The organism is Demequina sediminis (assembly GCF_039545075.1).
Lineage (GTDB): Bacteria > Actinomycetota > Actinomycetes > Actinomycetales > Demequinaceae > Demequina > Demequina sediminis.
In genome coordinates this window covers 173,992-189,146 of sequence record NZ_BAABRR010000006.1, presented here as the reverse complement: position 1 = coordinate 189,146, position 15,155 = coordinate 173,992, and the positions used below count along the sequence as shown (strand labels likewise).

12 protein-coding genes and 2 pseudogenes are annotated in these 15,155 nt (G+C 69.4%); 11 read left to right on the top strand and 3 right to left on the bottom strand.

The genetic code is table 11. The annotated features are described in order from the left end of the window. Positions 1 to 37: 37 nt before the first annotated feature. The 7 genes and pseudogenes from ABEA62_RS07475 to ABEA62_RS07445 all read left to right on the top strand — a co-directional run bounded on the left by ABEA62_RS07475 (position 38) and on the right by ABEA62_RS07445 (position 6,849). On the top strand, positions 38 to 652 hold the full coding sequence (locus ABEA62_RS07475; protein WP_286214857.1) for a hypothetical protein: 615 nt from the start codon (positions 38 to 40) through the stop codon (positions 650 to 652). A gap of 657 nt (positions 653 to 1,309) precedes the next feature. After that, entirely contained in the window at positions 1,310 to 1,804 is a 495-nt protein-coding gene (locus ABEA62_RS07470; RefSeq protein WP_345379403.1) for a hypothetical protein, read from the top strand. 333 nt (positions 1,805 to 2,137) lie between these two features. Continuing rightward, complete coding sequence (locus ABEA62_RS07465; RefSeq protein ID WP_345379401.1) at positions 2,138 to 2,479, top strand: hypothetical protein; 342 nt, start codon at positions 2,138 to 2,140, stop codon at positions 2,477 to 2,479. A gap of 56 nt (positions 2,480 to 2,535) precedes the next feature. Then, on the top strand, positions 2,536 to 2,823 hold the full coding sequence (locus ABEA62_RS07460; RefSeq protein WP_286214860.1) for a PqqD family protein: 288 nt from the start codon (positions 2,536 to 2,538) through the stop codon (positions 2,821 to 2,823). A 114-nt stretch (positions 2,824 to 2,937) separates the two neighbouring features. Next, positions 2,938 to 4,740, top strand: coding sequence for an acyltransferase family protein (locus ABEA62_RS07455; RefSeq protein ID WP_345379398.1), 1,803 nt, complete (start codon positions 2,938 to 2,940; stop codon positions 4,738 to 4,740). A 20-nt stretch (positions 4,741 to 4,760) separates the two neighbouring features. Next, positions 4,761 to 5,048, top strand: coding sequence for a PqqD family protein (locus tag ABEA62_RS07450; RefSeq protein WP_286214864.1), 288 nt, complete (start codon positions 4,761 to 4,763; stop codon positions 5,046 to 5,048). A gap of 233 nt (positions 5,049 to 5,281) precedes the next feature. Further along, positions 5,282 to 6,849 (top strand): annotated as a pseudogene (locus tag ABEA62_RS07445) (IS1634 family transposase). Here ABEA62_RS07445 and ABEA62_RS07440 read toward each other — a convergent pair. Beyond that, positions 6,744 to 7,190 carry a DDE-type integrase/transposase/recombinase gene (locus tag ABEA62_RS07440; protein ID WP_286214868.1) on the bottom strand — a complete coding sequence of 149 codons (447 nt, stop codon included), beginning with the start codon at positions 7,188 to 7,190 and terminating at the stop codon, positions 6,744 to 6,746. The pseudogene ABEA62_RS07445 and the gene ABEA62_RS07440 sit on opposite strands and share 106 nt — an antisense overlap. Positions 7,191 to 7,340: 150 nt before the next feature. Here ABEA62_RS07440 and ABEA62_RS07435 point away from each other — a divergent pair. Both ABEA62_RS07435 and ABEA62_RS07430 read left to right on the top strand, forming a co-directional pair. After that, positions 7,341 to 8,114 (top strand): annotated as a pseudogene (locus ABEA62_RS07435) (IS3 family transposase); the annotation flags it as partial. A 126-nt stretch (positions 8,115 to 8,240) separates the two neighbouring features. Then, complete coding sequence (locus tag ABEA62_RS07430; protein ID WP_286214869.1) at positions 8,241 to 9,320, top strand: DUF3048 domain-containing protein; 1,080 nt, start codon at positions 8,241 to 8,243, stop codon at positions 9,318 to 9,320. A gap of 9 nt (positions 9,321 to 9,329) precedes the next feature. Here the strand turns inward: ABEA62_RS07430 and ABEA62_RS07425 are convergent, their stop codons facing one another. Next, complete coding sequence (locus ABEA62_RS07425) at positions 9,330 to 10,259, bottom strand: 1,4-dihydroxy-2-naphthoyl-CoA synthase (RefSeq protein WP_345379392.1); 930 nt, start codon at positions 10,257 to 10,259, stop codon at positions 9,330 to 9,332. An 89-nt stretch (positions 10,260 to 10,348) separates the two neighbouring features. Between ABEA62_RS07425 and ABEA62_RS07420 the strand changes: the two genes are divergently transcribed. Together ABEA62_RS07420 and menD are read left to right on the top strand one after the other, a co-directional pair. Next, positions 10,349 to 11,236, top strand: a complete 888-nt coding sequence (locus tag ABEA62_RS07420; protein WP_345379390.1) for an o-succinylbenzoate synthase — start codon at positions 10,349 to 10,351, stop codon at positions 11,234 to 11,236. Beyond that, positions 11,233 to 12,894 carry a 2-succinyl-5-enolpyruvyl-6-hydroxy-3-cyclohexene-1-carboxylic-acid synthase gene (gene menD / locus ABEA62_RS07415; protein WP_345379388.1) on the top strand — a complete coding sequence of 554 codons (1,662 nt, stop codon included), beginning with the start codon at positions 11,233 to 11,235 and terminating at the stop codon, positions 12,892 to 12,894. The genes ABEA62_RS07420 and menD overlap by 4 nt, the downstream gene beginning before the upstream one ends. Positions 12,895 to 12,942: 48 nt before the next feature. Here menD and ABEA62_RS07410 read toward each other — a convergent pair whose 3' ends face one another. Next, complete coding sequence (locus ABEA62_RS07410) at positions 12,943 to 15,147, bottom strand: isochorismate synthase (RefSeq protein WP_286214875.1); 2,205 nt, start codon at positions 15,145 to 15,147, stop codon at positions 12,943 to 12,945. Between the last annotated feature and the right edge of the window lie 8 nt (positions 15,148 to 15,155).

Sequence of the window (15,155 nt, the reverse complement as noted above, 5' to 3'; positions counted from 1 at the left end):
GTCATCGTGATGTTCCGTTCGAGAGAACTTTGCAAGGGTGAACTCGAAGGTCCTCACGGTGGCCGCTTCCTCATTTACGAGGAGGCTTGCCACCGCCGAGGGCTACACCACTCTAAGGGGCACTACTCAGACTGCCGGAGTCTCGCGACGCAGGATCATCCAGGGAGCCGCGTGGGCGACGCCTGCCATTGTGCTGGCGACCGCGGTGCCCGCGGCCGCGAACGGCTCTGACAACATCGCCCCGACGCTCGTGGTCACGCTTGGCGGCACGGGCACGCATACTCGTGACGTCACCGGCATCCAGCGTGTGAACAACGACAGCTCCTACAACATCACTCAGATCGTTGCGACGTTCGTTGTCCACCTCGCATCCAACGGCTTCGGTAAGTACCGGCAGCTCACTCTTGGAACCAGCGGTGACAGCCACGTGACCTACGCTGGCACTGGCTGGTCCGACCCGATCATCACGCCTTCAGGCTCTACCGCTACCGTCGTGTTCACTCGAGCGGTTGCTCTCGCGAACGCGGACACCGTGCCCTCGTTGACCGTCTCGCTTGGTGGCGCGCACCCGGCAACTTTCCCGGCGAACGCCGTTTCGGTGTCGGCCTCCTACTCGGGAGGTTCTGCAAACGTGACCGCGCTCACGCCCTGACGCGGTCCCTCGCAGTCGAACCATGCGGGCCGTCCCGCACTCACTTGGGCGGCATGGTTTAGCCCTCGGCCCGTGAGGTCCAACCGCTATCTCGCGCTGTGCGGTAGCCGGGAAGCGTGTTGCTGTTCGTTTCGGTGAGGAAACACCGGTGCTCCTCGCAAGGTGGCTGAAGCGGCCGCTGCATTGTCGGGCAGGGCCGGACGAATGTGGTGTAAAAGTCCCGTGAACTTTCACTGCCACCTATGGTGCTTGTCCGTTTTGCCCCTTTACTATCCCCCTACAGCGATGAGGGGCCTTGGGGGGATTCACATGGGCTATCGACACGTTCGGCAACGCAGGTCCATCGACAAGCCTTGGCTTGCACGCGACCATGGAGGCGCTCCTGGGTGGGCGATCATCATCGTAGGAATGGTGGTCGTGACGGTCGTGGTGCTTGCGCTTGTGCCACAGGCCGCTTGAGGGTCAACCCATACGTGCGAATCGCCCCTGATGTTCCCCAGTGAGACTTTGCGCACTTGCACTTTCGCGCGAGCCGCGTGACGCGGTAATTTGCGTCTGTCAGGCTCGACGGCGGCCGCGGTGCCTGAGGGGGCGCCCGGCTTGACTACGGGAGAGGGCCCGGTGGACGCACATCTGACTCAGGGCCAGGCGCGCCGAATGGCGGCCGCTACGCCGACCACTTTTCTCGAAGCCACGCTCGCCGGCGGCGCCTCGCACGGGACCCCGGTCGCGCCCGCGCCGATCGGCCAGCTGCACCTTTCCGACCTCGCCGCGATGGAGGCCGCGGGCGACGGTTCCGCCGCGCTGTTCCTGCGCGCGAGCGTGGTCTTCGAATCTGCCGACGGCCCCCCGATCCGCCGTGCGACGCTCACCGTCGACGCCCCGGGCGTGTGGTTCGAGGCCGATCCCGCATGGCACCTGCTCGACCGCGGAGCCGAGGAGGGTTGGACACTCATGGTCGACGCCGGCAGCGGCCGCGCGACCTTCACCTACGAGGGCGCTCTCGGGCACTGCGGCAGCGCCGGCATCACGGCGCGGCTCGGACTCGAGCCGGGCACGCGGATAGCGGGCACGGAGATCATCCTTGCTGCGATGATCCACGGGGCCGTGACTGAGCATGCCGCATCGGTCCGACGGGTCGTCGTGGCCTAGGCGGGGAGTCGCGCGCCGCGCGCCCCATTCCAGACATATGGCGCACTTGTGTTCAGTAACTTGAAATCGGCGCCGAGGCCTCATAGCCTGTGTGCGCCAAGCGACTGACACGCGGAGCCAATACTGGGGGTCCTGACCGGGACTGACATCGCCGACGCGCGAATCTCTCGACGACGTATCGTCCGGGGTGCCGCCTGGGCTACGCCCGCGATCCTGATCGCTACATCCTCGTCATCCGTCGCCGCATCGCCGGGCACCAAGCCCACCGTTTCCTTCTCTGACTAGAGCGCCGAGTCGACGGTCGAAGACGGTACGAACCGCGGGCTTGTCGACGTGAGCCTTGCCGTCAACGTGGCGGACCCCATGGGAGGGGCCGGTGGCGCATACCTGGCGTCGCCAATCACGGTGACTGTGGTGACCTGGCCGAAGACCACGCGTAACGCAAATGTCAGCGGGTTCGATACCACCTTGTGGAGCTACTCGAATGGCGTCTTCACATACCTCGGGGGCAACCTGGTCGCGGGCACTTCGCCGGCGTCCGCGACGCTCGCGTTCCGTCGCACATGGGGCAGCAGCGACGACCTTGTCAGCGAGGACCTCGTGTTCGCGCTTAGCGGCAACTCCGGGGGTGGCCCTGTGAACGCCACGATCTCGGTCACCGTCACCGCGGCGTAGCTACGGGACTTCATGATCCGCTGACCGCTGCGGCGCGTATCAGGCAGGATGAACCCATGACCGCGCCGTCCCCGCTCACCCGCCACGAGGGCCTCGCTGAGGTCACCTCGGACACCCGCGCCACGGTGCTCAACCTCCCTCGCCTCGAGGAGCAACAGGTGCCCTGCATCTTCGAAGGCACCGCCTTCGAGATCTGGATCCGGATCGACGGCACGCGCACCGAGCAGGAGATCGTGATCGAGCTCGCCGAGGGCTACGAGGCGCCGGCTGACGAGATCGCCCCCGAGGTGCACGACTTCGTCGCCCAGCTGATTCAGTTGGGGCCCGTGCCGACCGGAGTGTGACGGGGCCGCCGGTCGATGTCGTTCAAGGCCGGTCGAAGCGGCATGGGCGCCCGTCACGCCGACGAAATGCGCGGGTGCTAGCATGCCGCGTCGACACAGCTTGGGAGGAGATGCGTGACAGCCACCGCCACCGAGGAGCGTGCCGGACTTGGGTCGCGGAGCCGCGCACCCCACTATCTCGCTCACATCGATGGGCTCCGGGCAGTCGCCGTCCTTGCGGTCATCCTCGGGCACGCGGGCTTCGGTCTGTTCGGCGGCGGGTGGGTCGGGGTCGATGTCTTCTTTGTGATCTCGGGTTACCTGATCACAGGGATCCTGCGTCGCGAGCATCGCGAGGGCACCTTCTCCTTCCGCAAGTTCTACCTCCGCCGTGTGCGACGGATTCTTCCAGCGCTGACTGTCGTGGTCGCCGCATCCTTCCCGTTCGCGTGGATGCTGATGTTCCCGGACTTCATCCAGAACTTCGGGCAGAGCGCAGTGGCGACCATGTTCGGCGCGAACAACATCCTTCTTGCGATGACGAGCGGCTACTGGGAGCTTGAGAGCGCCTTCAAGCCCCTGCTTCACACGTGGAGCCTCGGCGTCGAAGAGCAGTTCTACCTGGTGTACCCGCTGATCCTGGCGATCGTGCTGTGGGCAGTGCGGCGTCGTACGGGTGCCGTGGTGGCTGTGCTTGCTGCCTTGGCGGTCGGGAGCCTGGTGCTCGCGGTCGCGGGAGTGAGGTCGGACCCGGACATGGCGTTCTACCTGCCCCAGTACCGTGCGTGGGAACTGCTCGCCGGTGCGTTGGCGACGTTCGTTCGGCCCTCGGGCAGGCGTATCGAGCGGGTGCTCCCCACCCTGGGTCTCGCCGCGGTTCTAGGTGCGATCCTGGTCTTCGATCAGAGCGTGCTGTCGCCCGGCATGTGGCTGCTCGTGCCCGTGCTGGGCGCCGCGGCGATCCTGGTGTGGGGAGGTTCCGATTCGGTGGTGCGTCCGGCGCTCTCGTGGAAGCCGATGGTGGTCATAGGTCTCATCAGCTACTCGGCGTACCTGATCCATCAGCCTGTCTTCGCCTTCATCCGGGTGGCGTCGGTGTCGGAACCCAGCCCGTGGTTGCTGGGGTTGCTCGTTCTCCCGATCCTCGCGTTGAGCTGGCTGTCCTGGCGCTTCATCGAGACCCCGTTCAGGGACCCGAAGCGGGTGAGCGGGCGGCTCCTCGCGATTGCATTGGTGCCAGCTGCGGCGGGGATCATCGCGCTCGGGCTGGCATGGCACGTGAATCAGGGATACCCCGAGCGTGCGTTCCCCAACATCGAAGCCGGCGGCGACGTCTACATCAGCTACAACGAGAGCATCCGCGACGTTGCGGTGGGATCGGCCGGAGCACCCCCGGATCCCGACGTACTGGTGATCGGGAACAGCTTCGGTCGTGATGCGGCCAACGTGCTGCTCGAGGCCAATCCTGGACTCGAGGGCCGCATCGCCTACGCCGAAACGCTGGATGTCGCTCTGCTTCAAGCTTCCGTCACGCCCGACACCGTGGTGGTGCTGGCGGTCCAAGGCGGCACCGTCGATGGGGTTCTCGGGCAGGTCGACGTGCTGCAGAGCCTCGATCCCGCGGAGGTCTACGTGTTCGGCACCAAGAACTTCGGGTGGAACCTCAACGCGTTCGCTCGAGTGCCCATGGACGAGCGGCCCACCGCCCGCACGGAGGTGCTCGATGGCACCGTCGAGCTCAACGACGCCTTGGCGCCGGTAGTGCCCAACTATGTCGACGTGATCCGCTTGCTCGGGGGTGATGGGGTCACCGTCCCGGTGTTCGATGGCGCCGGGAATCCGCTCTCGCCCGACCGGGTCCACCTGACGAAGTACGGGGCGCAGCTCATCGCGGAGCGACTCGTCGATTCCGAGTCGCCGCTCGCCGATCTTGGCTAGCTATCCGGCAGGATGAACCCATGACCGCGCCGTCCCCGCTCACCCGCCACGAGGGCCTCGCGGAGGTCACCTCTGAGGACCGCGCGACGGTCCTGAACCTGCCGCGGCTCGAGGAGCAGCAGGTGCCCTACGTGTTCGAGGGCACCGCCTTCGAGATCTGGGTGCGGATCGACGGGACGCTGACCGAGTCCGAGATCGTGGCCGAGCTGGCCGAGGGCTACGGCGCCCCGGTCGAGGAGGTGGCCGCACAGGTGCGGGAGTTCGTCGCGGAGCTGACCGAGCTGGGGCTGGTGCTCGGCGAGGCGTGACGTCCGTCCCGGCCACTGCCGGACGGAACGGGCGCATCGTCCTTTTTCCGCCGCATCGTCCCTGATGCCCCCCGTGTTGACTTTCGCACTCGTGGTTGGGCTGTCAGCGATTGCATCGTTAGCCTGACTCGTGCCACTTTTCGCTGATCGCCGGTTCCCGTGAGTATTCAGCCTGGTAGTTGAGTTTCGAGCGTCGTGATTGACACACCCCGGTGCGCGGTACGGTCGGGGATGTGGTGTTCGTGCGGAAGTCCCCGGGCCGGTCGGGGGCGGTGAAGGTCCAGATCGCGGAACGGCGTGCGGGTCGTGACGTGGTGCTCGAGCACGTCGGCACCGCGCACGATGATGCTGAGCTCGCGGCGCTGATGGCGGTCGCGCGCGGCAAGCTCTACCCCGGCCAAGGCGAGCTCACGCTCGACGGCGTCAGCCCCCACCCGGCTGAGGGTCAGCCGGGGGCGGTGGACATCACGTCAAAGTCGAATGCGGTGTTGTGGCAGGTACTTCAGGCCGCGTACACGGATCTGGGCTTCGACATCGTCGACGACGACGCGTTCGCGCAACTCGTGCTGGCGCGTCTGATCGAGCCGACCTCGAAGGCCGACTCGCTGCGCGTCTTGCGTGAACTCGGGATCACTCACGCGTCGCTGCGGACCATGTTCCGCTCCCTGCAACGCGCCCAGGAGCGCGACTACCGCTCCCTCATCGCCGATGCCTGCTTCGCCCACGCCTCATCCGTGGGCGACATCAGCTTGTGCCTGTACGACGTCACGACCTTGTACTTCGAAGCCGAAGACGAAGACGCCCTGCGCAAGGTCGGCTATTCGAAAGAGCGGCGCATCGACCCGCAGATCGTCGTCGGACTGCTGGTTGATAGGAACGGTTTCCCACTCGAGATCGGCTGCTTCGAGGGCAACAAGGCCGAGACCCTCACGCTGGTCCCGATCGTGAACCAGTTCCGTCAGCGTCACTCCCTCGAAGGGTTCGTGGTCGTCGCCGACGCCGGCATGCTGTCAGCGACCAACCTGCGCGAGCTCGACGACGCGGGACTGCATTTCATCGTCGGGTCCCGCACGACCAAGGCACCGGTCGATCTCGAGTCGCACTTCCGGTGGCATGGCGACGCCTTTCACGACGGGCAGGTCATCGACACCACCACACCCCGCCACGGACGCACCAAGGCCGGCGCGTCCGATCCGATGGTCAAGGCCGAACCCATCTGGAAGCCCGAGCATGACAACTCGTGGCGGGCGGTATGGGCGTACTCCGGCAAGCGTGCCGTGCGCGACAACCGCACCCTGACCTTGCAGGAAGAACGCGCCCGGGACGTCGTCGCCGGCGACAAGGCCGCCCGCATGCCACGCTTCGTGAAGACCGTGAGCGGCTCCCGCAAGATCGACGAGGCGTCGCTGGCGCGGGCGCGACGCTTGGTGGGGCTGAAGGGCTACGTCACGAACATCCCCGCGAGCGTGATGCCCGCGGCCGAGGTCATGTCCAGCTATCACGACCTATGGCACGTCGAGCAGTCATTCCGAATGTCGAAAACGGACCTGAAGGCGCGGCCCATGTTCCACCACACGCGCGACGCGATTCGCAAGCGCACCTCACGATCGTGTTCGCAGCCCTCGCGATCAGCCGCTACCTCAACACCGCGACCGGGCTGACGGTGAGGAAGATCCTCCACGCGCTGAAACCCATTCAGCAGATCACCGTCCGCATCGCCGGCCACGACCACATCGCCCGCGACCCCATCACCAAGCCCGCCCAAGCCATCCTCGACGCCCTCGACATCACCCTGGACTGACACACCCCGGTGGCACGAGTCAGGTCACCCCTGCGTGCGACCGCATTGTTGAGCGCGTTGACGGCCAGACGGGACTTCATGCGCGAGTCGATGGAGTAGCCCACGATGCGGTTGGAGTACAGGTCCTTGATCGCACATAGGTAGACCTTGCCCTCACCGGTCCAATGTTCCGTGACGTCGGTCAGCCACACCTGGTTGGGTGCTGTCGCGGTGAAGATGCGTTGCACGAGATCGTCGTGCACGGCAGGGCCGGCCTTCTTGTGCTTGCCGCGGCCACGCTTGCCGAAGGTGGACCACCAGCCGTTGTCCCGGCAGATCGCCCAGCCGGTGCGCTCGGCCATGGGCTGGCCTGCGTCGCGGGCTTCGTCGACGAGGAACCGGTAACCGAACTCGGGGTCGTCTAGGTGGGCGTCGTGCAGGGCGTTAGCGCGATGCGCGGCGACGAGTTCAGCATCAGTGACAGGGCTGTCCAGCCACCGATAGTAGGGCTGGCTGATCCCGTGACCGAGACCGAGTGGGTGCAGGCTCACTGCGTCAACGCCTTGTGGGACGCTCATGTGGATGACCCGACGTTCGGCTACCGGTTCCTCGCTGGCGAAGCCCGCAGGGTCGGCTGGCGGATGAGCCGACGGACGGCGTGGAAGCTGTGCTCCCAGGCGGGGATCACGTCGGCGGCGCAGCGACGAAGGCGCGGCAAGGGCAAGCGTTCCGGCCCGCCTGTGTTCGATGACCTCGTCAAGCGGGTCTTCACCGCGGATGCCCCTAACCGGGTGTGGCTGACGGACATCACGGAGCATTGGACGAACGAAGGCAAGCTGTACTGCTGTGCGATCAAGGACGTCTACTCGGGTCGGATCGTGGGCTACTCGATCGCCGATCGGATGCCCGCCGAGCTCGCCGTCGACGCCCTCAAGATCGCCGTCGCCCGCCGCGGTGACGTCGCCGGCTGCATTCTGCATGCGGACAGGGGCAGCCAGTTTCGTTCCCGGAAGATGGCCAAGGCGCTGAACCGTCACGGCATGGTCGGCTCGATGGGCCGCGTCGGTGCCGCCGGGGATAACGCCGCGATGGAGTCCTTCTGGTCCCTGCTGCAGACCAACGTGCTCAACCAGCGACGCTGGCACACTCGCCAGGAACTACGCCTCGCGATCGTGGCCTGGATTGAGCGGACCTACCACCACCGCCGACCGCAAGACCGTCTCGGAAGCTTGACCCCCGTCGAGTTCGAGACCACCATGAGACCCGCCGTGACCCTCGCGGCCTAAACCCGACTGTCACCAGTTCGTTCACCACGCCCGAATACCAGCGGCGACACAACATGCCGCGGCGACCGTCATCCCCACCGCCGCGCCTGAGGAACGCCGCCCCAGGACGCGCCTACACTGCTGGGCATGACCACCACGCGCATCGGCGGAACTCTCGCGGCCGTGGCGTTGCTCGCGCTCGCCGCGTGCGCGCCCGCCACCACCTCCGGGCCCCAGGCGACAGTCTCTCTCGAGCCGAGCTCCTCCGCGATCGCGCTGCCGCCGGCCCCCGAGGACCCGCGTCCCGACGTGGTGTGGCCGCTGACCGGCCTGGATGCCGAGGGCGCCGCCGCCGCAGACCTTGACCGTCCCGCGCTGTCGATCAAGATCGAAAATACGGAGCAGGCGCGCCCGCAGGAGAACCTCCACCGCGCGGACATCGTGGTCGAGGAGTACGTCGAGTACGGCATCTCGCGCCTGGTTGCGGTCTTCCACTCGGACTACCCGGACTCGGTGGGGCCGATCCGCTCGATGCGACCCATGGACAAGAACATCATGGGTTCCTTCGGCGGGCCGTTGATCTTCTCGGGCGCCCAGGGCCGCTTCATCGACGATGCCCGCAACAGCGGCCAGAAGCTCCTCGCCGAGGACGTCGGCTCGAGCGGCTTCTATCGCAAGAGCGGGCGCTCCGCACCGCACAATCTGCACGGCCGTCCCGAGCAGTTTGCCGCGCAGGCCGCCGACATGCCCGCGCCCGACGAGCAGTGGGCGTTCGCCTACCCGGCCGAGACCGCCACGGCCCAGCGGGTGGGCGAGAGCGCCGCTCGCCTCGACATCACGATGTCGCCTCGTGCGTTGCCCGAGTGGCGCTGGGACGATGCCAAGGGCCTGTGGATGAGGTACGAGGACACGGCTCCGCACGTGACCGACGACGGCACGCAGCTGTCCGCCACGAACGTCCTCATGATGTGGGTGAGCGTGCGCTACACCTCCGGGGACGCCAAGTCCTCCGTGCCCGAGACGCTGCTGGCGGGCCGCTCGGGCGCCGGCTACCTCGCCTCGGGCGACAAGTACATCCCGATCGAGTGGAGCAAGGCCGGCCAGTTCGACCCCTTCGAGATCACCACGGCCGACGGCGAGCCCGTCTCCTTCATGCCCGGTCAGACGTGGATCGAGCTGGTGCCCAACGAGGGCGTCTCACACTCGACCGCGATCGACATCAGCTGACGCCGCGCCTCAGTACGCGTAAGGGAACTTCCGCCAGTCGGGCTCGCGACGCTCGAGGAACGCGTCGCGCCCCTCCTGCGCCTCGTCGGTCATGTACGCCATGCGAGTTGCCTCGCCCGCGAAGACCTGCTGCCCCGCGAGGCCATCGTCGGCGAGGTTGAACGCGAACTTCAGCATGCGAATCGCCTGCGGCGACTTCGTGGCGACGATGCGCGCGTACTCGAGCGCGCGCGCCTCCAGTTCCCCGTGCGGGACGGCCTCGTTGACGGCGCCCCACGCCGCGGCATCGTCCGCCGAGTACTCCCTCGCCAGGAAGAAGATCTCGCGTGCGCGCTTGTCGCCCACCTGGCGTGCGAGCAGCGCGCTGCCGTAACCGGCGTCGAAGGAACCCACGTTGGCATCGGTCTGCTTGAACCGCGCGTGCTCGCGCGACGCGATCGAGAGGTCGGCCACGACGTGCAGCGAGTGACCGCCGCCGGCCGCCCAGCCGTTGACGGCCGCGATGGTCACCTTGGGCGAGGTGCGCATGAGGCGCTGGACCTCGAGGATGTGGAGACGGCCGCCGTACGCGGGAGCGTCGGCTGCGGAGCCTTCGTAGAGGTAGCCGTCGCGGCCGCGGATGCGCTGATCGCCCCCCGAGCAGAACGCGTGCACGCCGTCTGCGGCGGGCCCGTTGCCGGTGAGGATGATGGCCGCGACGTCCACGGTCTGACGCGCGTGGTCGATTGCGCGGTAGAGCTCGTCGACCGTCTGCGGGCGGAAGGCGTTGCGCACCTCCGGCCGGTTGAACGCGATGCGCACGGCGGGGAGGTCCTGTTCGCCCGACTCCGAGCGCGAGACCCAGCGGTGATACGTGATGTCCGAGTCGGGGAAGCCATCGATCGCGCGCCACTCGCGCGGGTCCATGAGATCGGAGACCTGGGCCGGGATATCGCTCATGCCGCCAGGGTAGTGGGGCCGCTCCCGCGCGTCTCACGGGCTTCGTCCGTGAGGGGGAGTCTCGGGTGCGACGGCCCTAGGCTGACCCCATGGAGTTCCGCCCCTTCCGCGTTCAGCTGTCGACGCGCTTTCGCGGCGTCACCGAGCGCAGCGGAGTCCTCATCAAGGGCCGTGCGCCCGACGGCAGCGAGGCGTGGGGCGAGTACTCGCCGTTCCCCGACTACACCCCCGAGCGCGCGTCGCGCTGGTGGGAGGCGGCCATGGAGGCCGCCCGGGGGGAGTGGGCGCCGCCGGTGAGAGACACGGTCCCCGTCAACAGCATCGTCCCTGAGGTCCCGGCAGGGCGCGCCGCGCAACTCGCGACCGCGGGCGGCTGCACCACCGCCAAGGTGAAGGTCGCGGGCACGGTTTCCCTGAGGGACGATGCCCGGCGCGTCGAGGCCGTGGCCGTCGCCTTGGGCCCCGGCGGGCGGGTGAGGGTCGACGCGAACGGCGCGTGGGACGTCGACACGGCCGTCAAGGCACTCACGGAACTGGACGCCGCGGCGCGCGCGGGAGGCGGCGCCGGCCTCGAGTACGTCGAGCAGCCGTGCCGCACGGTCGAGGAGCTGGCCGAACTACGCCGCCGCACCCGCGTGCTCATCGCCGCCGATGAATCCGTCCGGCTGCCCGGCGACGCGGATGCCGTGATGCGCGCCGGCGCCGCCGACATCCTCGTGCTCAAGGTCGCGCCCATGGGCGGTGTCGCCGCATGCCTGCGCGTGGTCGAGCGCTACGACGTGCCGATCGTGGTGTCGAGCGCCATGGAGTCCTCGGTGGGACTGGCTGCGGGCGTCGCGTTGGCGCGCGCGGTCCCCGAGCTTCCCTTCGCGTGCGGGCTGGGCACCGGCGCGCTGCTCGCGACGGACACGGTGCGCGAGACGATCGTGCCTCGCGGCGGCGTGATCGGCCCCGTCACGCTGGACGTGATCGCATGAGCGGCCACGCCTCGGGCGCGTTTGCGCGCGCCCTCATCGCCTCTCTCGCCGAGCACGGCGTCGAGGACTATGTCCTGAGCCCCGGTTCCCGTTCCGGAGCGCTTGCCCATGCGCTCGCGGAGGCCGGCAGTGGCAACCCCCCGCTGGGTGCGCCTCGCGTGCGTCTCCACGTGCGCATCGACGAGCGCTCGGCGGGCTTCCTCGCGCTCGGGATCGCGCGCGGCCGTGAGGTCGCGGGCCGCCGCGCCCCGGTGGCCATCGTGACGACGTCCGGCACCGCGGTCGGCAATCTGCTGCCCGCGGTCATGGAGGCCCACCACGCCGGCGTGCCGCTGCTGTTGCTCACCGCGGACCGGCCGGCCGAGCTGCGAGGCGTGGGCTCCAACCAGACGACCGACCAGGTCGGCATCTTCGGGGCGTTCGTGCGCTGGGAGCAGGACGTGCCAGCCCCCGAGCCGGGAGAGGGGCTGTCCCGCGCCGCCGCTCTCGCGGAGCGCGCGGTCGACGCCGCACTCGGCAAGCCCGACCGCGACGACATGGCCGCGGCCGCCGGACCGGTGCACCTCAACATCGGCTTTCGCGAGCCGGTGGGCGCCGACGGCGGCGTGTGGCTCGACCCGCCCTCGCCGCCGCCCCCGTCGGGGGCCATCCCGATCGTGGTCCCCGCGCCCCGGCCCGCGCCGCTGCCGGCGGTGACCAGGGGCATCGTCATCGCTGGGGACGGGGCGGGCGACGTCGCCAGGCGAGTCGCCGAGGCCCACGGCTGGCCGCTCCTCGCGGAGCCCACCTCGGGGGCCCGCACCGGCACGCACTGCATCGCTGACTACGTGCGACTCCTGGAGTCGCCCGCAGGCGAAGCGCTCGCGGAGCGCATCCACCAGGTGGTGGTGATCGGACGACCCACGCTGACGCGGGCGGTGCAGGCCCTCATCGCGCGCGCGCCGGCGCTGATCGTGGCCGGCTTCGGGGCACGCTGGCGCGAGGCCCCCGTGCATGCACAGGCCGTGGTCCGCTCGGTTCCGGAGTCCTGGTGGGCGAGGGACGATGCCGTGGTCGCGGATGCGTCCTGGCTCGCCGAGTGGCGCGCGGGAGGTGCCCGACCGGCCGCCCCCGAGGGCTGGGGCCCGCGCGTGATCGCGGCCGCGTTCCTCGACTCGCTCGGTGGCCCGGCCGAGGGGCCGGTGGGAGTGGTCGGATCGTCGGGGCCGATTCGCGCGCTCGACCGGATCATGCCCGCGGCGCGGGCGGGAGCGGGTCCGGTGGTGCTGGCGAACCGCGGCCTCGCGGGGATCGATGGCACGGTGTCGACGGCGGGCGGGATCGCGCTTGGCTCGGGTCGTGCGGTGCACGCACTCATGGGTGACGTCACGTTCCTGCACGAGGCGGGCGGATTGCTCGTGGGCCCGCGCGAGGAGAGGCCGTACGCGCGCATCGTCGTGGTCAACGACGGCGGCGGCACGATCTTCGGCGGCCTCGAGCACGGCTCGGCCCCGCCGGACAACCTCGAGCGCGTGTTCACCACTCCGCACGGCGCCGATCTCGCCTCGCTGTGCGCGGGCTATCGCGTGCCTCACGTTGAGGTGCGTTCGCGTGAGCAGCTCGACGCGGCGCTGGCGGTGCCCGTGCGCACGCTCGAGGTCATCGAGGCGCGCGTCTAAGTGCCGACCGCGCGCGGCGCACCGCACACAGCGGTGGCTACGCCGCGCTCAGGCGATCCGCCGCGCCCTCAGCACCGCGTCGAGGCGCGTGAGCGGCGCGCCGTCGGGATCGGTCGCCGTACGCTCGCGAACCTCAGCGACCTCGACCGTCCACACGGCGGGGTCGAGGCCCAGCGCGGCGTCCTCGGCCCGAAAGGCGGTGCGGCTCAGCCGCGGGTGATCCGCGACACGCGGATCGCGAGGGTCGTGGCCCACTACGAGCAGCACTCCGCCCGGCGCGACGTGGCGGGCGAGCGCCCGCACCAGCGACGCGATGCCCGCCTCCGGGTGAGCGAAGTGCGCGGTCACGAGGTCGTATTCGCCGGACCCCAGGCCCGCCGTGGTGACGTCGGCCACGCGCCAGTCGACCTTGCCCGCCACCGACTCCCTCACGGCGTGCTGGCGGCCGCGGCTGATCGCCGTCTCCGAGATGTCGACGGCCGTCACGGCCCAGCCCAGGGTCGCGAGGTACACGGCATCCGCTCCCTCTCCGCAGCCGACGTCGAGCGCCTTGCCGGGAGTGAGCCGCGCCGCCTCGGTCACGAGCTGGGCGTTGGGAGCGGCGTTCCACACCGCATCGCGGGACCGGTACCGCTCCTCCCACTCCGCGGTGTCCCAGCCGGTGATCGCCTGCGTCGTGGGTCGCGCGTCGCGCGACGACAGGGTGGCGGGCACGCTGCCGGTGGACACGACGGGGATGTGGACGGATTCGGAGTCGTCGATGCGGAGGGTCGGAAAGGCGGCGTCGCCGCCCTCCTCGAATGTCGCGCCGCCGGTCAGGGGCGCGGGCTTCGGGTCGAACTGCACGCTTGGCTCCGCGGGACGGGCGGGTGCGGGCTTGGGTGCGGGTGCGGGTGCGGGCTCGGGTTCAGCCACGGGCGCCGGTGCAGGCTCCGGTGCGGGCTCGGGCTCGGATGTGGGCTCGGGCTCGGCCACCTCGATCTCGCGCTCCGCCTCCGCGATGCCCAGCGCGCGGCGCATCGGCTCGAGCTTGGCCTCGGACTCCGCCCACTCGGCGCCTGGCTCGCTCGCCGCCACGATCCCGCATCCCGCGAACAGCCTCATGCGGCGAGGGTCCTGCGTGGACAGTTCGGCGGAGCGCAGCCCGATGCACCACTCGCCATCCCCCGCGGCGTCGATCCACCCGACGGGTCCCGCGTAGCGCCCGCGGTCCAGCCCCTCGAGCTCATCGATGACGCGCGCGGCGGCGAGAGTGGGCGTGCCGCACACCGCGGCGCTCGGGTGCAACTCACCCACGAGCTCGAGCGCGGCGACGTTGTGCGACAGCACACCCGTGATGTCGGTCGCGAGGTGCATGACGTTGGGCAGGTGCAGCACGAACGGCTCGTCGGGCACATTCACGGAGGCGCAGTGCGCGGTGAGGGCCTGCGTCACGGATCGCGCCGCATACTCGTGCTCCTCGCGGTCCTTCGAGGACCGCGCGAGCGCACCCGCGCGGGCGAGGTCGCCCATGTCGTCACCCGTGATGCGGATGGTGCCGGCGAGCACGCGGGACGTCACCAGTCCGTGGTCGACGCGCGCGAGCAGTTCGGGGGTCGCGCCCACGAGTCCGTCGACGTGGAAGGCCCAGCACATCGGGTACGCGTCGGCGAGCCTGCGCAGCACCACTCGCACGTCGATGTCGCGCTCCGCGCGCGCCTCGACGGCCCGCGCGAGCACCACCTTCTCGAGGTCGCCCGCCTTGATCCGCGCGACGGCGGCCTCGACGGCGGCGTTCCACGCCGCCTCGTCGCCCTCCTCGACCGCGACCTCCCCTGGCTCGCGAGGGGACGATGCCCCGGCGAGGGCCTCGCTCAAGGTCACCACGGCATCGTCCTCGCGGGAGATTGAGGTGAACCACGACCTCCCGTCGCGCCGGCCGAGCACGAAGCGGGGGACCACGAGCGTGCCTCCCGAGGGCGACGAGTCGGCAAAGGCGAAGGACCCGAAGGCGACCAGCCCAGTTCCGCGTGCGCGGACGTCGTCCCTCACGGTCGCGTGCCGCGACAGGTGACGCCACCAGTGCTGCGCATCGTCGATGCGATCCGCACCGTCCGACGCGAAGCGCGCGACCTCTCCCCACGCGACCAGCCCCTCGCCACGGCGCACCCACGAGATGCCCGGCTCGGGCAGCGCATCGATGAGGTCGCCCGGGTCCTCGATCTCGATCGTGTGGGCGAGCAGCGGCCCGGGTGCGGCGGCGTGGACGGTCACGGAACCAC